The organism is Fluviicola taffensis DSM 16823, assembly GCF_000194605.1.
Classification (GTDB): Bacteria; Bacteroidota; Bacteroidia; order Flavobacteriales_D; family Crocinitomicaceae; genus Fluviicola; species Fluviicola taffensis.
The window spans coordinates 4,569,312-4,594,886 of record NC_015321.1; the positions used below are offsets into that span (position 1 = coordinate 4,569,312).

A 25,575-nucleotide genomic window follows, 5' to 3' on the forward strand; every position below is an offset into this window, starting at 1 on the left:
CAAAGTTAAAAAAAAGTGACGGTTTAGAAGGGTAAGTCAATACAAACGTTTGGTACAAAGTGATGCGGAAAAATCGAAATGACTACATTTGAATAACTTTCAAGAGAACTATCAAGCAGAAAGGAACAATGCAGCAAGAAAGAATTCATTTTGAGAACTTAAACGGATTGCGATTCATTGGTGCTTTCCTCGTTTTCATTTTTCATGCATTTACGATAAATCGCGAAGTTTGGGGGAGTTTTTTTGAATCTGGACCATTTCTTTTGTTCCGCAAACTAACTTCCATCGGACATTACGGTGTAAACTTATTTTTTGTTCTTAGCGGATTCCTAATTACTTATTTGCTCTTAAACGAATTGAAAGAAAAAGGAAAAATTCATATTGGATTCTTTTTAGTTCGCCGAATTTTACGACTTTGGCCCTTGTATTTTGTTCTTGTTATTTTTGGCTTTTTTATCTTTCCCTTGCTTCCATTTGGCGTTCAAACAATTCATGAATTTTGGAGATATGCCTTATTCTTATCGAATTTTGATGAAATTATTCATGGAAGTCGGGATAGTTTGAACTTTCTCACAGCGACTTGGAGTGTTAGCATTGAGGAACAATTTTATATCATCTGGGCACTCTTTATTGGACTTTTTCAATGGAAAACAATTCGTTCTTTTCGCATCTTTTTTTTGATTATCGTTTTCGGATCTTTCTTCTTTAGATGGTATTATTCAAACAATGTAAGTGTTTTATATTATCATACATTGAGCGTCATTTCAGATATGGCAATGGGCGGTTTATTAGCAACTTGGGTATTTAAAAAATCCATCATCTCTTCAGTTCAAGAGCTCAAGAAATGGAAAATTGCACTCATTTATTTGATGGGGATTTCCTTTTTATTTTTCGCATCTCATATACTTCCAGGGAAGTTCATTGCATTAGAACGTTTGGTTTCTGGAGCATTTTTCTCCTTTGTATTGTTGGAACAATTACAAGCCAAATATTCATTCTACAAGGCAGATCGTATTCCTTATTTTGAACGAGCTGGGAAATTAACGTATGGATTTTATTTGTTTCATTCCTTGATGATCTTTTACCTGTGTAAATCGTTTGAGACACTGGAATGGAATCAACATATTGAAGGATTTATTGCTTATTTCATCCTCCTCTTAGTGATTAATTCTTCACTATCCATTCTTTCCTACCGATACTTTGAAAAACCACTATTGAATCTAAAACGATATTTTCGGGTATGAGGGGAAAGTAACTAGTTATTAGTGGTTACTTTTTAGACATAAACTTCTGAGTCTTCAGATTGGAAAAATTGAACATAAAAAAACCCGAACAAGATGCTCAGGTTCAATTCAATATTTGATTGATTGGTTTATTGTAAACCGTTCAATTCTTCGATAAAATAAACACCTTTATCTTCCATCATTTGACGAATAGCAGGGAAATCTTTTTTTGAATTAGCTGCATGGATCTTAGCCAAAGCAAGATCTCCAAAACTCAATGCTTCTTCAATTAATTTATCAGTAGCTCCAGTTTTTGATTCGTTATACAATTGGATAGAAAAACACTCGTCAAGAACGTCGATAATCATCCCGTTCAATTGTTTTTTGATTAATCTCTTATTTGCCATTTTTGAATTATTTTCGACAAAAGTAAGGAATATTCTAGGACAACTGGTAAATTATCTTTTACAACGTTATTTGCATTCTCAAAGCACTAAAAAATAAGTAACTTTATGCCGTGAATTATGCAATTGTAGATATCGAAACAACCGGTGGGTCAACAAAATCTTCGAAGATTACCGAAATTGCTATCTATAAACATGATGGAATGAAAATTATCGATTCCTTCGACACCTTGGTTAATCCTGAAATGCCCATTCCAGAATTTATTTCAAGATTGACTGGAATCCATGACGATATGGTGGAAAATGCCCCTAAATTCTATGAAATAGCGAAACAGATCATCGAATTCACGGAAGATTGTATTTTCGTAGCCCATAATGTGGGATTCGATTACGGAATTATTCGGCATGAATTTAAACTATTAGGATACGATTACCGCAAAGCACATTTATGTACTGTTCGAGCATCTCGCTATGTTATTCCTGACCATGAATCCTATAGTTTAGGGAAACTTACCAAAGCTTTAGGAATCCAGCTAATTGGTCGCCATCGCGCAAAAGGAGATGCAGAAGCAACAGCGCACTTGTTCACTTTATTACACACAACCGATTCAAAAGGATTGCAAACCTTCATTCAAGAAGAGATAAATCCGAAAATATTGCACCCAAATTTAGATTTGGAAACCCTAGAAGAAATACCAAATAAACCTGGTATTTATAAATTCTACAACGATACCAATCAGCTGATTTATATCGGTAAGAGTAAACATATAAAAAAACGGATTGAACAACATTTAAAGAATGTAAAAACATTAAAAGGATCCATCATGCGCGAAGAAATAGCGCGTATTGAATTTGAATTGACGGGTTCGGAATTGATTGCTTTGTTGTACGAATCTGAATTGATTAAAATTCACAAGCCCATTTATAATCGGGCGCTTCGTAGAAACAATTATTCTTACGGACTTTTTTCGTTTGAGGATCAAGCTGGCTTCATCCAGTTATATGTCGATAAAATCAATAAGACTTCCAATTTACCTATCACAACTTTTACCACCAAGAAAGAAGCAAATGATTACATTTTTCAATTGGTTGATGAATTTCAGTTGTGTCAAAAATTAGTTGGATTGGAAAAAAGTTCAGGAAGTTGTTTCGGGTATCAAATCAAAAAATGTCACGGTGCATGCGTTGGTGCTGAAACTTCAGAGTCATATAATCTCCGTATTCAAGCACTCATCAATCAATTAACCTTTGATGATGATAATTTGTTCTTGGTTGAAAATGGTCGCGACAAACGTGAAAAGAGCGTAGTTTGGATTGAAAATGGATCTTACCGTGGTTTTGGATTTGTTCCTTACTTCGCATTAAAACAGCCTCATAGAAACTGGCTACGCTTTATCGATATGCATCCTGAAGACAAAGATGCTAGAACTATATTGAGGTATTATACCCGTAAGAATGTAGAGCTTCTTAAAATTCCTTACAACGGGTAAAAACCCAATTCCTTATCCTCTTCTTTGAATAATTACGTTCCCTACTAATAGTGCGAGAGCGAGTGAAACTATAACAATCATCGTTTGCGTTTTTATAATTGATAGATTTCATTCTGAAAGGTTGTAAATATACAGAAACAAAAAAAGCGGCTCATCATTAGACGAACCGCTTTTCAAAATTATATATCTTAAAGTTACTTGCTTTTTTTCACTTTGAATGTCTTCGTAAAGTCCATCAAAATTGGAGTTGCTACACACAATGAAGAGTATGTACCAATTACAACACCAATCAACAATGCGAATAAGAATCCTTTAATTGCTGGTCCTCCAAACAAGAACATGATCAACAATACTACAAACAAAATCATTGAAGTATTGAACGTACGACTTAAAGTCTTATTCAATGCATCGTTAATTACTTCTTTAGCTTCGTGTTGATTTTTATCAAAATTCAAGCTCTCTCGAATACGGTCAAATACAATGACGGTATCATTCATCGAGTAACCGATTACCGTAAGAACCGCAGCAATGAATGCTTGATTCACATCTAAACTAAATGGTAAAATACCGTGTAACAATGCAAATACAGAAAGTACGAATAAAACGTCATGTGCTAATCCTAAGATTGCCCCTAATGAATATTGCCATTGACCAAAACGGATGAAGATATAAGCGAAAATCGCAATCAAAGCTAAGGTAATAGACAAGGTAGCAGAAGACCACATTTCTTCAGAAACAGAAGCCATAATGGAACGTGTATCTGTCACTTGAATCTCGCCTGTCTTTTCTTTAATGGTTTCAAACGCTTCTTTCATTTTACCTTCCACTTTTGCAGTAGCAGCTGCATCAGCCAATAAGTAATTTGTTGTGATTTCGACATTATAAGAATTCGATTTGTTTTTGATTTCAACATTCGATTTTTCACCATTTTTTTCTACGAAATAGGTTTCCATTGCTTTTCTGATAGTTTCAGTATCAGCAGCTTTTTGCATTTTCACACCAAATGTTCTACCACCAGTAAACTCAACACTTTGTTTCAAGCCTCTGGTTGCCATTGCAGCGATTCCTAAAACAGAAACTGTAATTGAGAAGATGTAGAAATATTTACGTTTTCCAATCCAATCAAAATGGAAGTTAGAGAACATATTGTGTGTATACTTTGTACTGAAAGAAACCTTCTTACCTTTTTCTATTGAAGAAGTAATAATCAATTTCGAGATAATAATTGCAGAGAATACAGAAGTGAAAATACCAACAATCAATGTTGTAGCGAAAGATTCAATCTCACCTGTTCCAAATATTTTCAAAATCATTGCAACCAATAAGTGAGCAACGTTCGCATCAATAATAGATGGTAATGCTTTAATGAAACCAATGTTCACCGATTCTTCAGCAGATTTACCCAATGCGTTTTCTTCTTTTATACGCTCAAAGATTAAGATATTCGCATCGACTGCCGTACCAATAGTTAATACGATACCTGCGATACCTGCTAAAGTCAATACTGCTCCAAATGAAGCCAAACATCCAAAGATTAAGATTACGTTGATTGCTAATGCAATATTTGCAACCAAACCACCTTTTCCGTAATAGAAATACATGTAGATGAAAACTGCTAAGAATGCAAAAGCAAATGATACTAATCCTGATTCTGAGTTTTCTTTACCGATTGTTGGTCCAACTTTCGTTTGCTCTTTAATAATACAAGGTGCAGGAAGCGATCCTCCATTTAACAAACCAGCCAAGTCATCTGCCTCAGCGATACTGAAATCTCCTGAAATTTCTGTTGATCCACCGTTAATTGCATTACGAACAACTGGTGCCGAATAAACAACATCATCCATAGTAATAGCAACCGAACGATTGATATTATTCCCTGTCATGACACCCCATTTCTGAGACCCATCGATTGACATGGTTAAACTTACTGTAGTTTCTAACGTTTGAGAATTGAATGAACGAACAGCAGAGCGAATATCTTCACCACCTACTTCCGCTTTTCCATTTTCAGGAATTTTTACCGCATATAAAACGTATGCTTTTGATCCATTTGCACCATCTTCTAAATTTGCAGACCACATGAACTTCAAGTTCTCTGGAAATAAGCTAACAATATCAGAACGTTTTAAAATAGCATTTACTTCCTCTTTGTTTTCGGCACTTGCCATTCCAAGTCCCATTCCTGGTTCAACTTTCAAGTACTCAAACAATGACTTTTTAATACCCGAACCCGTTGCAGTAGGTGCAACCAAAGGTTTCGCTGGAGCAGGAACTTTTGCAGTATCAAGTCCACTTGTATCAGAAACAGATGCTGTCTCAAGAACTTCCTTCTTAATCTCAGGAGTTCTTGATATAATATTCGCATTCGTCAATCCAGCTTGAATCCCTGGGTCTCCTAAAGAATATGTTTCGAAGAATTGAAGATTTGCAGTTGACTGCAATTTTTCAGCTACTGTTGCCTCATCTTGAACACCTGGAAGTTCAATATATAAACGATTTTTACGAGATTCTTTTTGAATATTCGGTTGTGCAACACCAAACTGGTTGATACGCTTACTCATGATTAACTCAACTCCATCCATGGAAGCTGCAATTTTATCATGGAAGAAAGAAGCTACATCTGAATTTGAAGAATTATAAGACAATTCCTTTACCTCAGAAATTGCTAGGCTACGAACCAATTTATCTTTTGGATTTTCTTTTTCGAATTCTGAAATAAACAAATCAACGAAATCACCTCCCTTAGTTGTATGTGTGTAATATGCAGCATCGAACGCTTTTTTGAATTTCAAATCACGCTTGTTACGTGCATAAGTCTCAACAAACTTTGGAACGTCAATCTCCATTGTCACACTCATACCTCCAACTAAATCCAAACCAAATGCCAAAGAACGAGCCTTTACATCTTTAAATTTAGTACCGATAACTGGATAAACAGCTTTCTCCGCTTTCTCCGATAAAACCAAATTAATCATCGCAGCTTTCGCTAACTCGAAAGATTCCGGTTTATTGAAGTCAATAGTTGTTCCGTTTGATAATGTTACAGAGTCACCAGTTAGAGCAGCTGTTTTTTTCAACTCTTCAACTCGTCCTAGAGCCTCACGCTCAGCTTCGTTTTCAACATTGATAGTAACCCAAGTAAATGACAATTGATAGACACAAACTGCAGTTAGCAATATTGTTAAAAACCAGAAAAATCCTTTATTACGCATTTTGATTGATGTATTTTAAGCCCGCAAATATAGAATTTACAGTTGGCAATGTCAACTTTGTGTAAAAATGATTCGAAAAGGTTATTAACAATTAGGGATAAAGGAAGTATTCAAACGGAGTAATTAGCTGTAAATTAGATTACAAAGCATCTATAAAAGAGCGTAATTTCTCTGAAAAATATTTCCAGCTGAAAACTAATTTCTCTTCCAAAAGTGCTTTTGAGAAGCCTTCTTTTTGATTGTTGCTGAAATAATTACGTATAATCTCCGCGATTTCTACAGGCTCCTGACTAGCACTTAACCTACCATTCACTTGATCCTTAATGATTTCCTTTAAACCACCAACAGAAGTGGCTATGGAAGGACATTCAAAATTCAAAGCAATCGCAGAAATTCCACTTTGAGTTGCTGATTTGTAAGTCATCATTAATGCATCTGCCGCGGAAAAATAAGCCGCTACATCTTGGTCCGAAATATAGTGAAGATGTAACGTTAATTTCGATTTAAGATTCTCTGAATCAATGATTTTTTGATAGTTTTCAAAGGAACCATAGACCTCACCTGCAACCACTAAATGATACGAATCGTCTAATTTAGCAAGCGTTTTGAGAAGGATATCTAGGCCTTTGTAATCGCGAATCAATCCAAAAAAGAGCAGAATTTTCTTCTCGGGATTAATTTGAAGTTTTTTGCAAGCATCAATACGGTCTAATTTCTCACCAAACTGATCATAAATTGGATGATTGAGCAATAATACCTTTGCATCAGGTTTCAATAGTAACAAATCTGACTGAACCTGCTTTGACATTACGATAAATCCATCATGATTTCGGACAAAATAGGCTGTTAACTTCTTATCGAAGAAACGTGATTCGTGAGGTATCAAATTGTCTACAATAGCGATTCTTTTAGTTTTGGAATTCATTTTCTTTGCAATATATCCCATTGAGGGTGAAAAGAAAGGCATCCAATATCTTGTAATCAATACATCTGGTTTGAGCTGATTGATTTTAGCGGCTGTTTTTCGATAGCTAATCGGATTAATCGTATCTAACCAACGTTCTGTTTTGAGTACTTCCACCTGATCTTTTTCCGTAACAAGTTGTGTTTTTCCAGGGAAAAGAATCGCAGGATATTGTCTTTTGAAAGTTACAGAAACAACCTCGTTCTCTTTACTCAACTCCTGATGTAACTTGGTGTTAAATTGAGAAATACCACCTCGGTATGGATATGCTGCAGAAAGAAGTACGATTTTCATAAAACGAAGGTAATACAATCACCCATTAAATCAATTCCCGTAACTAACCATCTTCATTTCTAAGAAATGTCCTTTTTTGACATTATTAGGGTTTCCATTCAATATTTCATAATCCTTGAAATACTTATGGACCATTCCAATTCCTTTTGCATAGACCTCATACTTTCTACGAGAATCAATAAAAGAGGTGAAATCTTCTTGTTCAACCGTAACTGTAGTTGGAAGATTCGTACTGTTGATGGAGTAAGGCTGATTCAAATTTGAATAATAGCAGTCCAATGCTTCCAAGGTATTGTATGCATTCATATTCCAATCGGCAGATTCACTTGGTGCGAAAATCAATTTTATTGTTCGATTATTCTCTTCTACCAATTCTGCTCTAGGCCCATCAATAATACTTGTCCAAACATCCTTAATTGTCCAAGGTCCGTTTGCCGAATTACTAGAATAACGTTCGTATTTACGAGCTATTCGACCCGAATTATCTGTAATTGGTTCTCCAACAACTGCTTTGATGTAATAATCGAATGTATCTTTATCTGTATCAATATAGATTTCATGTACAGAATAAACGACGTAATGCCCTTCATTTTGCGGGAAATAATCGTATCCCATATCTACTTCAGTAGATTTTTTTTTACAAGATTGAGTTCCAGCTAGAACTAAAAAAAAAGTCAAAATGAAAGATATATAACCGATTTTCAGTATCATGCTCGAAAAATACAAAAATTCTAATAAAACTCTAAATCAAATGAATAAATGAACTATTTGATTGATTAGCCATTCGGAGAAATCCCTTTTTGCTTACACATTTTCAAGTGCTTTTCCAATTCTTTTCCTTGAATGCGTTTCCCTGAACGAAAGTATACCTTCCCTGTCTCTACACCTGATTCATCATGCGCAGATTGCCATCCATGCTGAATTCCACCTTTATAACGTTCTGTCATCATTACTTTTCCATTTGGATGATTGATGACTCCAATTCCTTCTTTTTTACCCTTTACGTAAGTGACTTTGCTTTTAATCACCCCAGTGTCAAAGTATTCAATCACTTCTCCATTAATTACACCCATCGTGTAAGGGGTCACTTTTGCAACAATCACCCGCTTATCAGTTGCATCTTCAAATACGTAATAAACAGTCTGATTACCATTCAATTTTCCTTTTGAATAACTTTCTTTGGTACTAATTCTTCCCGAAGGCCCATAATATTCCCAAATACTATCTTTCTCTTGATTTCTGAAAATACCTTGTGCCATCAGTACTCCATTTTCATGATACATCACCGCACTAGAACGCCCTGTTTTTTGATCATGTACAATGATTGCTTTTTTCTTTGTAGAAACGTAATAGTAATAAAAGGTACCAACGGGTTTGTCATCCTTAAATTGACCTTTGTACTCGAATGCACGCGATTTTGGATAGTTTTTTTGCCAAGGACCTTGCTTTCTACCTTGCGTGTCTTTTTTATTGACTGCTTGACTCCAAGAAAACGGAGCTACTAGCAACAAAACGATTAGGATTCTAAAGATCATAGTTCAATAAATTTTATAAACAATTCAAGCGAATCAAAAGTTAAATCAGCTGTTTTATGTGCTTCCAAATCTTGATGATTAATAAACACTGTTTTCATTCCAAGTTTCTTGCCAAACTCAATATCCGAATCAGAATCTCCAACCATAATTGATTTGTTAAAATCAACTGTAGGAAACTCTTCTTTCGCCAAAAGAGCCATTCCGGAGTTTGGTTTTCTTAATAGCGAATTTTCAGAAGCTAAATTTGGAGCAAAATAATACCTGTCAATGCGCGCATTATCAACTTTTAGTAATTCACTACAATAATCATGAATGGTTAAAAGGTTACGCTCAGTCATCAAACCTTTACCTATTCCTTGCTGATTTGTAACCACAAAAACAGATGAAAACAATTGATTTGCCTTGGAGATAGCTTTGGAAACTCCAGGAAGTAAAATAAACTCTTCGGGGAGTTTGACATAGTCATCCATGATTCGTTCATTAATCACTCCATCTCTATCCAAAAACAAAGTCCATGATTGATCCAAATTCCAATGTTTCATTGAGATTTTTAGATTTCAGTTTCTACCAAATAGTGATTTCTAGTGGAGGAATTCCTTCCTACTAACTCTGCTAAAAAGCCAGCCAAGAAAAATTGAACTCCCATAATCATCGCAGTAAGGGCAATGAAAAATTCTGTTCTATCTGCCAATTTTATTGCCGTAGAATGAATAAAAAGTTTATCGATTGCTAAGTAAAACGTAATTCCAAATCCAATCATGAATAACAACATTCCCATTGCTCCAAAAAAGTGCATCGGTTTTTTACCGAATTTCCCCATAAAAACAACCGTCATCAAATCCAGTGGACCGTTCAAAAAGCGATTCAATCCAAATTTCGTTGTTCCGTATTTTCTAGCTTGGTGAATAACAACTTTCTCTCCTATTTTATTAAATCCAGCGAACTTCGCTAACGGCGGAATATAGCGGTGCATATCTCCATAAAGCTCTATACTTTTTACAACTGCATTTTTGTACGCCTTTAATCCACAGTTAAAATCATGCAAATGAATTCCAGTCATTCTACGAGCAGCCCAATTATAGAGTTTAGTTGGAAGTGTCTTCGTAATCGGATCATAACGTTTTTGTTTCCATCCAGAAACAACATCGAAATCATCTTGTATAATCATGCGGTGCAACTCTGGAAGTTCATCTGGTGAATCTTGCAAATCGGCATCCATCGTTACAACTACTTTTCCTTGTGCTGCCTGAAATCCAGTATGAAGTGCCGCAGATTTACCGTAATTGCGTTGGAATTTAAATCCTCGAACATTGGAGTCTTCCAATTTCAAGGATTCTATCACCTTCCAAGAACCATCCTTACTTCCATCGTCAATAAAGATGACCTCATAAGAAAGTTTGTGTTCATTCAATACGCGTTTAATCCATGCGTGCAATTCAGGCAAAGACTCTACTTCATTGAATAAAGGAACGACGATTGATAATTCAAGTTGATTTTCCAACGCTATTTACTTTTTGAACAAAAATAAGAAAAAGCTTTGCTTTTGAAGACTAAATCATAACAAACGTTCCTGCGAAAATGATTTAGGAGAAGTGCAAGGTTTTGAAGACCGAATTACAATCCGTCATCTGCCCCATCAGAGAGGCAGTAATTCGGGATATTTAATTACGAATGAAAAACTAAATGTCTTCTATTATAGCTTTATATTGAAACTTATTTAGCAAACATTTCCTATCCAGCAATTTGGTGTGTTATTCGAGCTAAAGGATGAAAATAGCTGCGATAATAAAGATGATGATAATTGCTATGTATTGCCAAACATCCACAAAATAGGGGTATATTTTCTTGAAACGTTCTTTAATCTTTGACATTACTTGCAATTTTTGGCTAAATTAATACTTAATTTCTACCATTTCCAGAAAAAAAAATGTCATTTTGTCGGTTTTAAAATCTTAAAACTGTCTTTTTGTCTTGAAACAATTGCTGGACGTGATTTGGTTCACGATTTGACAAACAAAATCAAACTCAACTAAAATGGATACGAATCTATTTACAATTAAGACACAAGAAGTCATTCAAGCAGCTCAAGATTTTGCTCAAATGGAAGGGCATCAAGCAATTGAAAATGCTCATTTACTGAAAGGGATTTTCCTTAAAGATACAGACGTAGTTCCTTATTTATTAAAACAATCACAAGTCAATCCCAAAACGATTGAATTAGCACTTGACCGCATATTAGAATCACAAAGTAAAGTTTCAGGAGGACAAATTTATCTTTCTCCAAAAGCACAAGAAACACTTCAGTTAGCTTTGAAAATTGCCAAAGAAAATGGCGATGAATATGCAACGATTGAAATGCTTTTTCTCGCTTTAATTGATTCAAAAGATCAAGCAGGACAATTATTACGTGACGCCAAACTGGATAAAAAAACGGTTATCAAACACATTATGGATTTAAGAAACGGAGAAAAAATAACTTCTAACCAACAAGAAGGAACTTACAAATCGTTGGAGAAATACGCAAAGAATTTAAATGAATTGGCCAAAGAAGGAAAATTAGATCCAGTGATTGGTCGGGATGATGAAATTCGTCGGGTACTTCAAATATTAACTAGACGAACCAAAAACAACCCGATTCTAATTGGTGAACCTGGAGTTGGAAAAACAGCCATTGCCGAAGGTATTGCCCATCGAATTATAGATGGAGACGTTCCTGAAAACTTAAAGTCCAAAATTGTTTACAGCTTGGATATGGGGGCATTGATTGCTGGAGCAAAATACAAAGGCGAATTCGAAGAACGATTAAAATCTGTTGTCAAAGAAGTAACGAATGCAGATGGAGAAATCATCTTATTCATTGATGAAATCCACACATTGGTTGGCGCTGGCGGTGGCGAAGGTGCGATGGATGCCGCAAATATTTTAAAACCAGCTTTGGCAAGAGGAGAATTAAGAGCAGTTGGAGCTACAACCTTGAACGAGTATCAAAAATACTTTGAGAAAGATAAAGCATTGGTTCGTCGTTTCCAAACGGTCTTGGTAGATGAACCAGATACCGAAGATGCAATTTCAATCTTACGTGGAATTAAAGAAAAATATGAAAACCACCACAAAGTACTGATTAAAGATGCCGCTATTATTGCCGCTGTTGAATTATCGCAACGCTATATTACCGAACGGCATTTGCCTGACAAAGCGATCGACTTAATTGATGAAGCAGCTTCTAAATTGCGAATGGAAATCAACTCAAAACCAGAAGAACTGGATGAGTTAGATCGACGAATCATGCAATTGGAAATTGAACGTGAAGCTATTAAACGTGAAAATGACACGAAGAAAGTGGAAGGTCTCGGTAAAGAAATTGCAACCTTGGAAGAGCAAAGAAATGCATTCAATGCGAAATGGCAAGCTGAAAAAGACATCGTTGAAGGAGTTCAAAAAAACAAGGAACTTATTGAAAACTTAAAAGTCGAGGCTGATCAAGCGGAACGTTCGGGAGATTATGGAAAGGTGGCTGAAATTCGCTATGGAAAAATCAAAGAAGCCGAAATTCAATTGGATGAAGCGAAGAAAAAATTGAGTGAAATCCAAGTAAATTCCAAATTCATTAAAGAAGAAGTAGATGCTGAAGAAATAGCCGATGTAGTTTCCAAATGGACTGGAATTCCAATTTCGAAAATGCTTGAAAGTGAAGTTTCAAAATTACTACGATTGGAAGATGAATTAGGAAAACGCGTTGTTGGACAAGAAGAAGCTATTGAAGCAATTTCAGATGCGGTAAGACGATCTAGAGCTGGATTACAAGATATGAGAAAGCCAATTGGATCATTTATTTTCCTTGGCCCAACGGGAGTTGGAAAAACAGAACTTGCGAAAGCATTAGCTGAGTTTTTGTTCAACGATGAAAATGCCATGACTCGAATCGACATGTCGGAATACCAGGAAAAACACAGCGTGAGCAGATTGGTTGGAGCACCTCCAGGATACGTTGGATATGATGAAGGTGGCCAATTGACAGAAGCTGTTCGTAGAAGACCTTATTCCATCGTATTGCTAGATGAAATCGAAAAAGCGCATCCAGATGTCTTCAATATCTTGCTACAAGTTTTGGATGATGGTCGATTGACAGACAACAAAGGGAGAACGGTAAACTTCAAAAACACCATTATCATCATGACTTCCAACTTAGGATCTCATTTGATTCAGGAAAGTTTTGAAGGCGTGAAAGAAGAGAATTTGCACGAAGCAATGAACAAAGCGAAATTCAAAGTCTTGGAGCTGTTAAAACAAACTATCCGACCAGAGTTTTTGAATCGCATTGACGAAACAATCATCTTCACACCTTTGAACAAGCGATATGTAAAACAAATTGTTCAGTTACAGTTGGATCAATTGAAAGTAATGCTTCTTGAAAAAGGAATCAAAATTCACATGACTGAAGAAGCAAAAGCTCATTTGGTTGAAGCAGGTTACGATCCGCATTTTGGAGCAAGGCCAGTAAAACGTGTAATCCAAAAACAAGTGTTAAACGAATTATCCAAATCTATTTTGGGTGGAACATTAGATACTTCATTGACTGTAGTAATGGATATTTTTGATGGGAAAATAGTATTTAGAAAACCAATTTCCCAGGAAGAGGAAGCATAGCTTCCGAAGACTAAGGCTCTGTCTCACAAGACAGAAAAGCCGAAGGAAGAGGTTGAAGTAAAATCATAAGTAGTAGTTTAGTTTTAGGTATGAAAAGGCGGGCTAATTAGTTATTCCGCCTTTTTGTTTCTGAATCTTGGGACAGTTTGCAAATTCGTAAATTCACCAAATAGCGAACCACATTAAAGTAAAGCACGATGAATCAACTACTAAGAATCTTTAAATCAGCATTTTAAAAATGACTAATCATCTGATCCAAAGCTATTAAATTTAATAGCTAATCGAATTCATTTCATTACTTGAGACTAGCTTAATTCTATTATTTTTACACCAAGAATCAAGCAAACATGAAACGAAAACGCAACTGGTCAAAAATCATCAAACGAACACTTTTAATTAGTTTGTTTTTTCTTCTTTTCTGGTTCTTTGGAGCTAATTGGGTGATCGAATCAAATGCTGAAGGGAAACTATTCAACCAAGCCAGTCAATGTCCGAAAGCAAAAGTAGCATTGGTTCTCGGTACTTCACGCACGAACAAACACGGAAACGACAATTTATACTTTTCTTACCGTATAAAAGCTGCCGTGGAATTGTATCGAGCTGGAAAAGTGAAATACATTTTGGTAAGTGGAGACAATAGCATTACCACTTATGATGAGCCAACCGACATGAAAAATGCCTTGGTTAAAGCTGGAATTCCTGCGAATAGAATTTTTTTAGACTATGCAGGATTTAGAACTTTGGATTCCATGGAAAGGGCTTTAAAAGTATTTGGACAGAAGGAAGTAATTGTTATCTCACAACAGTTTCACAATGAAAGAGCTATTTATTTGGGTGAACATTTCGGAATGACTGTTTACGGATACAACGCTCAAGATGTAGCCAAAATGGGCGGATTTAAAACAAAAGTTCGTGAGCGTTTTGCACGCATGAAAGTGTTTTGGGATATCCTATTCGGTATAGATTCAAAATTTTTAGGTGAAGCAGTTGAGATTGGATAAGAAGAGAATGGCTCTCAAAAAGATGAGCTCACATAATTTCGTTTTCTTGGGAATTCTAAGTTTGTTATTGGTTGGCTTTGTTGAAGTTGATCCTTTTCAATCTATCCCTTTAGTAGAAGGTTTTCCTGAAATGCATATTCCTGCCGACAATACACAATCAAAAACAAGAATTGCTTTGGGTAGAAAACTATTCTACGATCCAATTTTATCGCTCGACAGCACTATTTCATGTGCCAGTTGCCATAAACAGAAACTTGCATTCGCAGATTCATTGCCAATAAGTCCTGGAGTTAAGAACAGAATTGGAAACCGAAATGCCCCAACACTCGCAAATGTTGGCTACAATCCTACTTATTTGTTCGATGGATTTTTAGAGTCATTGGAAAAGCAGGTAGTTGTTCCAATAGAAGAACATGCAGAAATGGCCTTCAATATGGTAGAAGCTTCAAAACGCTTAAAACGAAACAAAGAATATGTTGCACTTTCCAAAGAAGCCTATAATCGGGCACCTGATCCATTTGTAATAACCAGATCTCTTTCGAGTTTTCAGCGTACTTTCGTGAGTAATCACTCCAAATACGATTTATTTCTGCGCAAAAAAGTGAAATTCACAAAAAATGAAGAACGAGGACGTATGTTGTTTTTCAACGAATTGCATTGTTCTAACTGTCATAATGGTTTTAATTTCACCAACTTTTCCACTCAAAACAATGGATTCTTTGAGATGTATGCAGATTCAGGTAGAATGCGAGTAACTCGGTTAGAAGTAGACCGTGATTTGTTCAAAGTACCCACACTACGCAACATTGCTCTCACTGCTCCATACATGCATGATGGAAGTTTCAGCTCTTTGCGCGAAGTCATTCAACAGTATGAAAAGAATGGATTTAAAAACAAAAACAAACACCCAATCTTACAACCTTTTTCAATCAGTTTAGAGGATGAAGATGCCTTAATTGCGTTTTTAAATACTCTAACAGACCATCAATTTATTACTAATAAAAAATTCAGTAAACCGAAAAATTAGAAGGGATTCTTGTACGCTGGATTGGTTAAATAAGTCTGATCTGTGAGTGTCTTCAAAAAATTTACCAGGTCAATTTTATCTTGAGTAGTAAGCATCAAACCTGTTGCCATTGTATTTGCCAAAGCAGGATCCAAGGATGCAGATTGTTGAATATTGTCACTGTAATGATTTACAACTTGTTCGAGAGTTGTAAAACGTCCATCATGCATATAAGGCGCCGTAACCTCTATATTTCGTAAAGATGTTACTTTGAATTTCCCCTTATCAGCTGGTGATTGCGTTACGTTTTGTCTGCCTAAATCAGAAATATCCCCCTCTTGGTCCAATCCGTTATTCATGAATTGATCGTTCTCAAAATTACTACCGCTGTGACAATGCGCACAATCAGCACCAGATGAGTTAGGGAAACCAGGATTGTATTCCGCAAAAAACAACACACGTCCGCGTTCTTCACTCTCTGTTAAATTGATCTCTCCACGCAAATATTGATCATATTTCGAGTTATCTGAAACGATGGTTAACATAAATTGCTCCAATGCTAATGAAATTCGTTCAGCTGTCACGACTGCATCTCCAAACGCACGAACAAATTGTTTTCGATAGCGTTCATCGTTTTGGAGTTTATTGACTGCATTTTGAAGTGTTTCGTGCATTTCCAAAGGATCTTGAATTGGACGTAAAGATTGTTCACGCAAAGTATTTACACGTCCATCCCAAAAAAATCCATTCGTATTTAATCCTAAATTGAAAATTCCCATCGCATGCCGAGCTCCAAACAATCCGTCAATTCCTGTAGAAAATTGATTTAAATCTGAGAATCCGTTGACTTGTGTATGACAACTTGCACATGAAATGGTATTATTTCCGGACAACAATTTTTCGTAAAACAACATTCGTCCCAATTGAACTTTTTGAACCGTTAAGGGATTGTCACTAGGAATATTTGGTGCTGGTAAAGTGGAACTAACGGCTAAATTGAAAGGGGTTGTATCTAAGGTCAAAAGTTCAGGTGTGGTTTCATTTTTTTTACATGCCACAAAAAGAATCACCAGAAACCCGAAGAGCAATAGAAACTTATTCTTCATAAAGAATTCAATATTAATTGTTGATCAATTTGGAACTTTGTAAGACTTTGCCATCTTTCATTAAATTCAACATATAAAACCCTGGGTTCTCTAATTGAACGGAAAGAAGAGCAGCATCAGAAGATATTTTTCTGGTAGAAATTAATTTCCCTGAAACATCCAACAATTCAACTTCACAATTAGAAATATCCTCCATCAATTGAATCTGAACGGTTCCATTTGCTGGGTTTGGGAAGATTGAAAAATAAGTGGATTGATTCTCTTTTACGGCCAACACATTTGGAGTAAAAACATAATTAACAAAATTCGACACCAAATTAGCGGCCTCATTATCAGCACCGTGAACAACCAAGCCCGAATTGATATTTATATTATACAAGCCTAAGACATAGTCTGCATCAACATGCATTTCCAATCCATTTTGTCCTTGCTCCCCATTCACGTTAACCGAAGTTTGGAAATAATTATGATCATCCAAACTATGAATTTCTAGTGTTTGATTGACCGTTGGACCACTTTGTCCTTCCAAAGCAATAAAACGGTATCCAGAAGTCCAACCCCAATGCATGGATGGAGCTTGAAAAGCAAGCGGGTGATAACTTGGAAACAATGATGGATCTTCGTGATTCACTGGAGTGTGAACACCAATGTAAAATTTAACTCCTTCAATGTTTGTAATATTGAATTGCCCCAATTGAATCGTTGATATAAGATCTTGAGCTCGAATCAAACTAACGGTATCGGATGAAACTTGTGTGATTTGTCCACCATCGTGTACAATGGAATATTTCGTGATATAATATTCCAATCTGATTAGTTTAAAACTATTTCCTAGATTATTTGTATGAACGGTATTAAAGGCAAAATCGTCATTTCCTAGTTTGTGATGAAACACAATAGAAACATTTGATTGCGAGAAAGCTAGTGCATTTGAGAGTAACGCTAGGGCTAAAAATATGTTCTTCATAATCTATTTTATGCTTTAGAGAAACCAATAATAAGGTTTATTCGTCAAATTAACTGAATAGATTTAGAGCTATTGTTGAAATTCCAAGGTATTTATTTCAACTAATTAATCTTTGAGCACTCTTTTTTCAACCATTTGAAGAATTCGTTTGTTGCAATCCGTTTTGTGATTCAAATACCACGTAAATTGATCCAATTCGAGAAAGCTCACAATTAATCCAACACATTGATTCCGCAAAGCTTGATTATTTTGAATCGTCTGCCGAATAAATCGGTTACGCTCTTTTTGAGGAAGATTTGATAAATTCGGATTCATTTGTTTGCAGCAATCCAAAACAAGCAAATTCAAATAGTCATTTTGATATTTCAAAATTGCGCGTAAGTGTTGATTCTGAAACAATTCGAGTCCTGAAGAATCCACTGATTCATCAAAGAATATTTCAGGAAGTAATGAAGAACGCATCATATTCAGTTTACGTGTTTAATTATGTTCAAATTACTGAAAAACCTTTTTAAATGAAAAAATCAACGCCCTAAAACAGACAAAACCTGCATGACATCTTCTTTTTGGGAGGTTCCTATCAATAATTTTCTGCCATCTTTAAAAACCAACTGAATACCTACTCTTCCAGAAACATTTAAAGCTCTTCCTTTTCCAACAAAACTATAGCGCATTCCCCAACCTCCGTATTCGGTTATTGGTGAATATTCTCTCAAATAAACGTGATCGATTTCCTCCCAGTTATATGTTCTGAATTTGAGCTGAATGGGATAGAATCTTACTCCAATTCCTCTATCTGAAATACGGGTTTCCAACTTCATGATAAAAAACAAGAAAGAAAGGACAAGCATAAATGAAAATGCGACCAACAATGATATATTATTTGCAACATTATTCCCAAAAGGCTTTCCTGCGATTACTTGTGTCACAATAAAAAAGCCCATAACACCCTTAATTCCAGCTAAAATAAACCACAGCCACCATTGTCTAAATTTTTGAGTTTCTGTAAAACGATAATTCTCTGTCATACTTTTGACTTTTGGTAAAAAATTAAACTAGCACACCAATCTTTTCAGAACTTTAAATGGTCAATTGGTAAAGAGAATGGTATCAAGCGATTCATAAAATAGTGTTACTCAAATATAGTATTATTCCGGCAACTTTTCCAACAACAACAAATAAGGTTCCAACATGTGATTTCCGAAAATAACTTTCGGATCTTGGGGAAATTTCTGATAGTACTCTGTATCAGGATACAAGACAATAAAATTTCCACATCGGGTGAAGTCAGTTGAATGAGCTAATTGAGGTGGTTCAAAACCCTTTAAATTTTTGGTCATTAATTTTCCCACTTTCCGACCCAAGTATTTTTCAAATTGACGTTGCGATTTCTTCGTTGGTCTATTCAATTTATTATACATGTGCTTCACTACTATTCGAGGAATTAAAGGCAATTTTTTAATTGCTTTTTTGGCATTTTTAAATGGATTTACGGTATTGAAATCATTCACTGTTTGCACCGAGAAAGGAGATTCAGGAACCCAATCTAACGAATTCACAGTATTGTAAGCCCAACCAGCCTGAGTCATTTTTTCGTAGTAATAAGCAAAATATAAATTCCCTGGTTTTGGAGCGGCACTACAATACGTTTTAAACTGAACATCCGCAGGAATAAATCCATTTTCTTTCATAATTAGCAAATGAGCAGTCAACAAATACGCTATAGCCCCACCCTGACTATGACCTGTAATGTAAAACTCTTTCTTTCCTTGATCGATTTGAGCAAAAAGTAAAGAATCAATATCTTTCCAAATACAACCCAAGGCAGTTGTCCAACCTACATGAACCAAAGCTTTTGGATCTTTTGACAATTCGTAATTAAACGTATCCTTCTCTCCTATTTTTATCCAACCTTTTGCAGGAACCATTCCTGCATAGAAATTGGCTCCCCAACTCGAAAAAGTACCCGTTGTTCCTCTTAAAGACAAAACCCCTACTCCCGCTTTATCTTCCCAGTAATCCCATTTATTGTCGAACCCAACTGTTTTTGAACGGTATTTCAATTCAAAACGTTCTGGACCAGGCATAGAATCCCAAGCAGTGGAGTCTGCAAACCGGAAATTGACTTTTAAGAGTTCCATTGCTTCAAATTTGTCATATCCCGATTTCAACTGAGCGAATGACAAATGAGTTACAAAAACAAGAAAACCGATTAGAAAAAGTTTGTTTTTCATAGAGTTAGTTCATATGAGTCAAATAATCAATTAACGTGAGCAGATGATTCTTCTGCTGCATCATCAATCTGTTTGTATATTGAATAGAGTGAATACTTCCTCCACCAGTATATGTTTCTTGCATGAATTTACCAATCAAAACACGTTCTGTATCCATTAATTTTTTCCATTCTTGATGCCAAGAAACCAGTAATTCACGATCATCATCTTTCATTTTAGCAGACAATATCTCGTAGTATTTTTGAACTAATTTCTCATATTCGGAAGAACAGGCAAGATTAGCCTTGTTGATTCCTAAGTTTGATGATTCTTTATCTAGTTGCTTTCGAAGCAAATTTTCTACGATAAAAGTGTCTTTCAAAAACAACCGTTGAACGGAATCAGAAAAAACGGATACTTGTTCTTGCTTTGTTTTTTTTGTGACTAGCTCATTTGCTTGTTTTGCTAAGTCTATTCTCCACTTGACTTTCAATGATTCCATTTCAGAATCAGAAATTTGTGAAAATGAATACGAACCTTGAAAGATAATCAGTAAAAAAACTATTCTTGAAATCATGTTTTTAGTTTAAAAATAATCAATATTAAATAGCTGAGATGAATTGATCAAAACTTTGGGTTTAAATTCTGATGCTAAATCAATGAATCAAAAGAAATAAATTTAACGACTATTTTATTAATTTTAGTTCGACATTTGATGTCTCGACTCTACAATTATGAAACAAAACTTACTTAGTGCTATTTGCCTATTACTTCTTCCATATCTTGCTTATTCGCAGACAGAAAAACAACTTGACTCTATCATTCAAGTTTGTTCAAAAATGAAAAACGACACGAATAAAGTCATTTTTCAAAACCAAATTTCTTGGAGTTTTAAGTATTCTCATCCAGATTTAATGGAAAAATTGCTTCGCGATAACATTCAGCTTTCAAAGAAATTAAAATTCGATTCAGGAACAGCCTTGGCTTACAAAAACCTCGGAATTCTAATGGATGAAGCTGGAAACATGCCTAAATCCATTGAAAATTACCAGCTCGCCATTCGTTACTATAAAAAGGCGAATGATGAAATGGGCGTTGCAAAAAGCGAGGCTAATATTGGGATTCTTTACCGCGATTTGAAACGAAATACAGAAGCCATTGCAAAGTTTCGAGAGTCCAATAAAATATTTATCAAAAATGGATTTTTACAAGGACAATTAATCATTTATGAAAATTTGAGTATTTGCTACGAATTCATGAACAAATTGGATTCTGCCACTGTCAACATTAAAAAAGCCATGGAAATTATGAATGAGCTTAAAACTGTAGACCCCCATGTTTACGGGAATTACGCCAATATTTTCATGAAACAAAAAAATTATCCGAAAGCCATCGAATACTATGAAAAAGCAATTGAAATATTGGGTTCAGATTCTCGGGGAATAACTTGGACAGATAATTTAGGTCTGGCTTACTACTATCAAAAACAATACCCAAAAGCATTGCCACTCTTTATAGAAAGCATTGAAAATTCGCACACAATCTACAACGCAAATACGATGGCAACTCACATGCATTTAGCTAATTTGCATTATGCCATGAAGGACTACAAAAGTGCATTTGATATTCAGCGAACTTACTTGGAAATTCGAGATTCAATTTTTTCAGTAGAAAATTCGAAGCAACTTTCAGAACTAACGAAAAAATACGATTCTGACAAGAAAAAAATTCAAATTGAGAACCAAAAGAGGCAAATCAAAAGCGAGCAAACTCAAAAGTACATCTTTGCTGGCAGCATGGTCGTTTTTATTGGATTAGGATTTTTATTATTTCGCTCGTTAAAACAAAAAAACAAAGCAACCAAAATCATCTTAGAACAAAAGAATATTGTTGAAAATCAGAAAGATGCTTTGGAGTTTAAGAACCGAGAAATCCTAGATTCCATCACGTATGCAAAAAGACTTCAAGATGCCATTCTTCCTGCGGTAGATTATTGGCACAAAACACTTCCAGAAAGTTTCATTTTGTACAAACCGAAAGACATCGTTGCTGGCGACTTTTATTGGCTGGAAAGCCATACTGTTTCTAATGGTACAAGTTCTGACGAATACTTGTTCTTCGCAGCAGCCGATTGCACAGGCCATGGGGTTCCAGGAGCAATGGTAAGCGTAATCTGTTGCAATGCATTGAACAGATCTGTTTTAGAATTTGATTTAATCGAACCAGGTAAAATATTGGATAAAACCAGAGAATTAGTTATTTCTACCTTCAATAAAAGTGTGGAAGATGTAAAAGATGGAATGGATATTAGCTTGGGTTGCTTGAATGTTAGAACGAAAGAATTACTTTGGTCTGGAGCAAACAATCCGCTGTGGGTTGTTCCTGCAGGTAGTGATGAAATTATTGAGTGGAAAGCCGACAAACAACCAATTGGAACCTATGCCGAAGAAAAACCATTCAAGACACATTCAATGGTGTTGGAGCCAAAAACAACCATCTATTTGTTTACCGATGGATATGCTGATCAGTTTGGTGGACAAAATGGTAAAAAATTCAAATACAAACAGTTTAAAGATTCCATTTTGGCTATTCACGATCGTCCAATGGAGGAACAAAAAGAGCATTTAGAAACGACTTTCGAAAGCTGGAAAGGCGAATTGGAACAAGTCGATGACGTTTGTGTCATCGGAATTAGGATTTAATGTTTTCCACCAATTACCCATTTTATATCCACAAAAATAGTTCTTGGTCTTGAAGGACCGTAAACGAAATTACTGTCTCGCAATTTGGATGTATCAAAATCACTCTGATAACTGTCAAATAAATTTTGAATTCCGAGACCAATTCGAATAGTTTGTTCCATTTTGTGAATGTGAATAGATCGTTCAGCTCTGATGCCTAAATCCCAAAAGGATTTGGTGTGTACAATTTCATCATGATCTAATTCTGGAGCACCACCGAAATGGGGAACGAGCATTTTTCCAGTGAAAACACCATTAATCGATCCAGACCATTTTCCTTCAGGAAAAATTGAAATCGTAGATGAACCGTACACGTTTGGTGTTCTTAGAAAAGCTTTGATAGGTTCTACATCAAGCGACCATTGTTGAGCTTCTGTAAAACGCGATTCTTGGTAGGTAAAATTGACATCAACTTGCAAAAATTTATCCCACTTCAAACGAACTGATTCACTAAAATCAGTTACTTCGGCATTCGATCCATTGGTCCGTAACAACATCGTTTTAGAAGGATCTACACTTGGAATTTCATTCAGTACAAAGGAATGAAGCAATTGCGTATGAAAAAATACCGTTTCCGAAGAATAAAGCATCTTCTTTCTTCTTCTACTCCAATTTGCCTGCGCTGAATAAGCATGTGATTTCTCACTCTTCAAATTCGGATCAACCTGGATCTGGGAAATTCCTCCATTCGCAAAAGCAATGTGCATATCCGTTTCAAATACTTGAGGTGCTTTAAATCCATTTCCATAAGATAAACGCAATTGCCATTGTCCATTCGGTTTAAAGAGCAAAGCGGCTCGCGGAGTGATAATCAGATTGTCAACTTTAGAGTGTTTTGTTATTCGAATTCCAGCTACAAAAGACCATTTCTGTCCCAAATCTAATTGACTTTGAAGAAAGCCAGCAACTTGCATGATTTGTTGATTGATATAATAATCGTATCCTCTGATTGAATCTTGAATGTCATCGTGGTAATGTTCCAAACCTCCGATTAAGAGAAATTTGCTTTTCGCGCCGATCTTTTGGGTGAAATTGAATTGAAGACCCGATTGCCAAGTTACATTGTTCGTTTTCCCCCAAGCTTCTACATGATTCAAACCCGTATAGTGATGCCGATTTGTTTTCTGAAAACCAGTATATGCTTGAAGGTTCCACTTGGTATTTCGTGATTTCCAATTTCCAGAAAACTGACCAATAGACGTTATTTGATTTCGAAATTCGCTTTGCTCTGCTTGTTGTGGATCTCCATTCCATAATTGACCACCTTGCCGTTGTTCGTGTAAAATCCAAAAATCCGCGTGTAATTCGATTGATTTCCCAATATTCTGAAAGGCATTGATTCCTAATAAAGAACTATTAACGCGGGGAATTTCTGTAAATCCATCACCGTTTCGATCATAACCATCCCGTACTTTATTCATTCCGGAGAACAAAAAACCACTTTTCTTAGATTTCGTAACCATTCCACCATTCAGTTGAATCACTTGTTCGATTGGTCCTTTTGGAACAAGGGAAACTTTATCCGAAATTTCTATAAAGTTGTATTCAGGATGTTTTGTAATAATATTGATTGTCCCAGCAATGGCATTTGAGCCATAAAGAACAGATCCTCCACCATTCACAACTTCTATTCGATCTACAATATTTGTTGGGATTTGCTCCAATCCATATAAGCCCATCAAAGAAGAAAACAAAGGTCTTCCATTAATTAGAATTTGCGAATATGACCCTCCCAATCCATTCATTCGAACTTGTGTATAGTTACACGTTTGACAATTGGTTTCCATTCGTATTCCTGGAGAAAACTTCAACGCATCAGAAATAGAAGTTGCAGAAATTGCTTGAAACAATTTTTGATCTAAAGTCGAAACAGAAACCACACTATTCTTCTTCAATTGGGCTGTTCGACTTCCCGTAACTGTTACCTCTTCAATTTCTCGCAAAGAATCAGAAGTAACTTTCAACGTATCAACATATTGATTTTGAGCTCTATAAATCAGAGGATTTGAAAGGAAAAGAAGGAAAATTAAAGCGCGCACAAATTATTATTTTCACAAATATAAAACTATTTTTAGTCTTGTCTAAATATTATTTTAATAAGTTGCTTAAAATGGTATTTATGGGATTCAACAACTGAATCACGCACTTCACTTTTTCCCGCCTTATTTGAAGGAGTAACTCAATTACCTTTAATCAAAAAAAATATGAAACTATTCAAATTCTCTCTTTTACTAGTTGCTATTTTAGCAATTTCAGCTTGTTCCAAAGACAAAAAAAAGACACCCGCATCTACTAATCCAGGAACAACCAATCTTCCTTCCACTTTTACATATACTTATGCAAGTGGAAGTTTTCATTTCGTTTCTCAATCTGATGGAATTGATGTTACTCTGAATGCTGCTCCACAATCTGGGAGTCAAATTGGTAAAGACGCGGGACAATTCCCTCATAATTTAATATCTCTCATTTCAGAAGATCTGGCCAATCCTACTTTAACTGGGAATCCGGATTTGATTTTCGTTTTAACCAATCAAAATGCGGCATTTTATGCTACGAATCAATCCATTCACATTGGAGACGGATTTGGAGATGATTTTCAATTTGCAACAGTTGTCAATTCAGTCGCTGGAAAATTCAGACCTCTTAACGCTAATGTGGTATTCACCAAACTTTCCGAACAACAAATCATCGGATCAATAACTGGAACCTTTGATTTTGATAACGATGACAACTCGCGAAATTGCACTGTAAACTTCACTTTAAACAAGTAGT

The 25,575-nt window shown here is 35.5% G+C and carries 21 protein-coding genes; 7 read left to right on the plus strand and 14 right to left on the minus strand.

Translation table 11 applies throughout. The features are described from left to right. Positions 1-128 precede the first annotated feature (128 nt). Positions 129-1,244 carry an acyltransferase family protein gene (locus FLUTA_RS20115; RefSeq protein WP_013688751.1) on the plus strand — a complete coding sequence of 372 codons (1,116 nt, stop codon included), beginning with the start codon at positions 129-131 and terminating at the stop codon, positions 1,242-1,244. Positions 1,245-1,372: 128 nt separating this feature from the next. Here the strand turns inward: FLUTA_RS20115 and FLUTA_RS20120 are convergent, their stop codons facing one another. Next, on the minus strand, positions 1,373-1,630 hold the full coding sequence (locus tag FLUTA_RS20120; protein ID WP_013688752.1) for a hypothetical protein: 258 nt from the start codon (positions 1,628-1,630) through the stop codon (positions 1,373-1,375). 110 nt (positions 1,631-1,740) lie between these two features. On the opposite strand from FLUTA_RS20120, the gene FLUTA_RS20125 reads away from it, so the two are divergent. Next, positions 1,741-3,117 carry a 3'-5' exonuclease family protein gene (locus FLUTA_RS20125; RefSeq protein ID WP_013688753.1) on the plus strand — a complete coding sequence of 459 codons (1,377 nt, stop codon included), beginning with the start codon at positions 1,741-1,743 and terminating at the stop codon, positions 3,115-3,117. 194 nt (positions 3,118-3,311) lie between these two features. On the opposite strand, the gene secD is transcribed toward FLUTA_RS20125, so the two are convergent. The 6 genes from secD to FLUTA_RS20155 form a co-directional block, all read right to left on the minus strand. Next, complete coding sequence (secD, locus tag FLUTA_RS20130; RefSeq protein WP_013688754.1) at positions 3,312-6,329, minus strand: protein translocase subunit SecD; 3,018 nt, start codon at positions 6,327-6,329, stop codon at positions 3,312-3,314. 139 nt (positions 6,330-6,468) lie between these two features. Next, the gene (locus FLUTA_RS20135) at positions 6,469-7,587 is read right to left on the minus strand and encodes a glycosyltransferase (RefSeq protein ID WP_013688755.1); all 1,119 of its coding nucleotides are present in this window, start codon (positions 7,585-7,587) and stop codon (positions 6,469-6,471) included. A gap of 30 nt (positions 7,588-7,617) precedes the next feature. Beyond that, positions 7,618-8,298 carry a hypothetical protein gene (locus FLUTA_RS20140; protein ID WP_013688756.1) on the minus strand — a complete coding sequence of 227 codons (681 nt, stop codon included), beginning with the start codon at positions 8,296-8,298 and terminating at the stop codon, positions 7,618-7,620. A gap of 65 nt (positions 8,299-8,363) precedes the next feature. After that, on the minus strand, positions 8,364-9,122 hold the full coding sequence (locus tag FLUTA_RS20145; protein WP_013688757.1) for a toxin-antitoxin system YwqK family antitoxin: 759 nt from the start codon (positions 9,120-9,122) through the stop codon (positions 8,364-8,366). Further along, complete coding sequence (locus FLUTA_RS20150; protein ID WP_013688758.1) at positions 9,119-9,664, minus strand: D-glycero-alpha-D-manno-heptose-1,7-bisphosphate 7-phosphatase; 546 nt, start codon at positions 9,662-9,664, stop codon at positions 9,119-9,121. The genes FLUTA_RS20145 and FLUTA_RS20150 overlap by 4 nt, the downstream gene beginning before the upstream one ends. A gap of 8 nt (positions 9,665-9,672) precedes the next feature. Beyond that, on the minus strand, positions 9,673-10,623 hold the full coding sequence (locus tag FLUTA_RS20155) for a glycosyltransferase family 2 protein (protein ID WP_013688759.1): 951 nt from the start codon (positions 10,621-10,623) through the stop codon (positions 9,673-9,675). Positions 10,624-11,156: 533 nt separating this feature from the next. On the opposite strand from FLUTA_RS20155, the gene clpB reads away from it, so the two are divergent. The 3 genes from clpB (at position 11,157) to FLUTA_RS20170 (ending at position 15,797) form a co-directional block, all read left to right on the plus strand. Beyond that, positions 11,157-13,769, plus strand: a complete 2,613-nt coding sequence (gene clpB, locus FLUTA_RS20160) for an ATP-dependent chaperone ClpB (RefSeq protein WP_013688760.1) — start codon at positions 11,157-11,159, stop codon at positions 13,767-13,769. Between the two features lie 347 nt (positions 13,770-14,116). Further along, positions 14,117-14,770, plus strand: coding sequence for a SanA/YdcF family protein (locus FLUTA_RS20165; RefSeq protein WP_013688761.1), 654 nt, complete (start codon positions 14,117-14,119; stop codon positions 14,768-14,770). A 22-nt stretch (positions 14,771-14,792) separates the two neighbouring features. Further along, positions 14,793-15,797 carry a cytochrome-c peroxidase gene (locus FLUTA_RS20170; protein ID WP_043024483.1) on the plus strand — a complete coding sequence of 335 codons (1,005 nt, stop codon included), beginning with the start codon at positions 14,793-14,795 and terminating at the stop codon, positions 15,795-15,797. On the opposite strand, the gene FLUTA_RS20175 is transcribed toward FLUTA_RS20170, so the two are convergent. From FLUTA_RS20175 to FLUTA_RS20200, 6 genes are all read right to left on the minus strand, one after another. Beyond that, positions 15,794-16,882 carry a cytochrome-c peroxidase gene (locus FLUTA_RS20175; protein ID WP_013688763.1) on the minus strand — a complete coding sequence of 363 codons (1,089 nt, stop codon included), beginning with the start codon at positions 16,880-16,882 and terminating at the stop codon, positions 15,794-15,796. The two genes, FLUTA_RS20170 and FLUTA_RS20175, sit on opposite strands and share 4 nt — an antisense overlap. A 13-nt stretch (positions 16,883-16,895) precedes the next feature. Further along, positions 16,896-17,849 (minus strand): MbnP family protein, encoded by a 954-nt coding sequence (locus FLUTA_RS20180; protein ID WP_013688764.1) that lies wholly within the window; start codon positions 17,847-17,849, stop codon positions 16,896-16,898. 105 nt (positions 17,850-17,954) lie between these two features. Then, on the minus strand, positions 17,955-18,311 hold the full coding sequence (locus tag FLUTA_RS20185; RefSeq protein WP_148235479.1) for a hypothetical protein: 357 nt from the start codon (positions 18,309-18,311) through the stop codon (positions 17,955-17,957). 62 nt (positions 18,312-18,373) lie between these two features. Beyond that, positions 18,374-18,877: a hypothetical protein gene (locus FLUTA_RS21910; protein WP_013688766.1), complete on the minus strand. Its 504-nt coding sequence runs from the start codon at positions 18,875-18,877 to the stop codon at positions 18,374-18,376. Positions 18,878-18,997: 120 nt separating this feature from the next. Then, the gene (locus tag FLUTA_RS20195; protein ID WP_013688767.1) at positions 18,998-20,083 is read right to left on the minus strand and encodes a lipase family protein; all 1,086 of its coding nucleotides are present in this window, start codon (positions 20,081-20,083) and stop codon (positions 18,998-19,000) included. A gap of 4 nt (positions 20,084-20,087) precedes the next feature. Beyond that, positions 20,088-20,639 carry a hypothetical protein gene (locus FLUTA_RS20200; protein WP_013688768.1) on the minus strand — a complete coding sequence of 184 codons (552 nt, stop codon included), beginning with the start codon at positions 20,637-20,639 and terminating at the stop codon, positions 20,088-20,090. A 157-nt stretch (positions 20,640-20,796) separates the two neighbouring features. Between FLUTA_RS20200 and FLUTA_RS20205 the strand changes: the two genes are divergently transcribed. Beyond that, positions 20,797-22,764: a tetratricopeptide repeat protein gene (locus FLUTA_RS20205; protein ID WP_013688769.1), complete on the plus strand. Its 1,968-nt coding sequence runs from the start codon at positions 20,797-20,799 to the stop codon at positions 22,762-22,764. Here the strand turns inward: FLUTA_RS20205 and FLUTA_RS20210 are convergent. Further along, positions 22,761-24,842: a TonB-dependent receptor plug domain-containing protein gene (locus FLUTA_RS20210; protein ID WP_013688770.1), complete on the minus strand. Its 2,082-nt coding sequence runs from the start codon at positions 24,840-24,842 to the stop codon at positions 22,761-22,763. The genes FLUTA_RS20205 and FLUTA_RS20210 overlap by 4 nt on opposite strands. 165 nt (positions 24,843-25,007) lie before the next feature. Between FLUTA_RS20210 and FLUTA_RS20215 the strand changes: the two genes are divergently transcribed. Then, positions 25,008-25,574, plus strand: coding sequence for a hypothetical protein (locus tag FLUTA_RS20215; protein WP_013688771.1), 567 nt, complete (start codon positions 25,008-25,010; stop codon positions 25,572-25,574). Position 25,575: the final 1 nt, after the last annotated feature.

What these genes read in the sequence shown, in the direction of transcription:
- FLUTA_RS20140 (WP_013688756.1), bottom strand. Translation starts at nt 8,298, where the DNA reads ATGATACTGAAAATCGGTTATATATCTTTCATTTTGACTTTTTTTTTA.
- FLUTA_RS20195 (WP_013688767.1), bottom strand. Translation starts at nt 20,083, where the DNA reads ATGAAAAACAAACTTTTTCTAATCGGTTTTCTTGTTTTTGTAACTCAT.
- FLUTA_RS20180 (WP_013688764.1), bottom strand. Translation starts at nt 17,849, where the DNA reads ATGAAGAACATATTTTTAGCCCTAGCGTTACTCTCAAATGCACTAGCT.
- FLUTA_RS20150 (WP_013688758.1), bottom strand. Translation starts at nt 9,664, where the DNA reads ATGAAACATTGGAATTTGGATCAATCATGGACTTTGTTTTTGGATAGA.
- FLUTA_RS20115 (WP_013688751.1), top strand. Translation starts at nt 129, where the DNA reads ATGCAGCAAGAAAGAATTCATTTTGAGAACTTAAACGGATTGCGATTC.
- FLUTA_RS20170 (WP_043024483.1), top strand. Translation starts at nt 14,793, where the DNA reads ATGAGCTCACATAATTTCGTTTTCTTGGGAATTCTAAGTTTGTTATTG.
- clpB (WP_013688760.1), top strand. Translation starts at nt 11,157, where the DNA reads ATGGATACGAATCTATTTACAATTAAGACACAAGAAGTCATTCAAGCA.
- FLUTA_RS20185 (WP_148235479.1), bottom strand. Translation starts at nt 18,311, where the DNA reads ATGCGTTCTTCATTACTTCCTGAAATATTCTTTGATGAATCAGTGGAT.
- FLUTA_RS20145 (WP_013688757.1), bottom strand. Translation starts at nt 9,122, where the DNA reads ATGATCTTTAGAATCCTAATCGTTTTGTTGCTAGTAGCTCCGTTTTCT.
- FLUTA_RS20215 (WP_013688771.1), top strand. Translation starts at nt 25,008, where the DNA reads ATGAAACTATTCAAATTCTCTCTTTTACTAGTTGCTATTTTAGCAATT.
- FLUTA_RS20135 (WP_013688755.1), bottom strand. Translation starts at nt 7,587, where the DNA reads ATGAAAATCGTACTTCTTTCTGCAGCATATCCATACCGAGGTGGTATT.
- FLUTA_RS21910 (WP_013688766.1), bottom strand. Translation starts at nt 18,877, where the DNA reads ATGACAGAGAATTATCGTTTTACAGAAACTCAAAAATTTAGACAATGG.
- FLUTA_RS20175 (WP_013688763.1), bottom strand. Translation starts at nt 16,882, where the DNA reads ATGAAGAATAAGTTTCTATTGCTCTTCGGGTTTCTGGTGATTCTTTTT.
- FLUTA_RS20205 (WP_013688769.1), top strand. Translation starts at nt 20,797, where the DNA reads ATGAAACAAAACTTACTTAGTGCTATTTGCCTATTACTTCTTCCATAT.
- FLUTA_RS20165 (WP_013688761.1), top strand. Translation starts at nt 14,117, where the DNA reads ATGAAACGAAAACGCAACTGGTCAAAAATCATCAAACGAACACTTTTA.
- FLUTA_RS20120 (WP_013688752.1), bottom strand. Translation starts at nt 1,630, where the DNA reads ATGGCAAATAAGAGATTAATCAAAAAACAATTGAACGGGATGATTATC.
- secD (WP_013688754.1), bottom strand. Translation starts at nt 6,329, where the DNA reads ATGCGTAATAAAGGATTTTTCTGGTTTTTAACAATATTGCTAACTGCA.
- FLUTA_RS20200 (WP_013688768.1), bottom strand. Translation starts at nt 20,639, where the DNA reads ATGATTTCAAGAATAGTTTTTTTACTGATTATCTTTCAAGGTTCGTAT.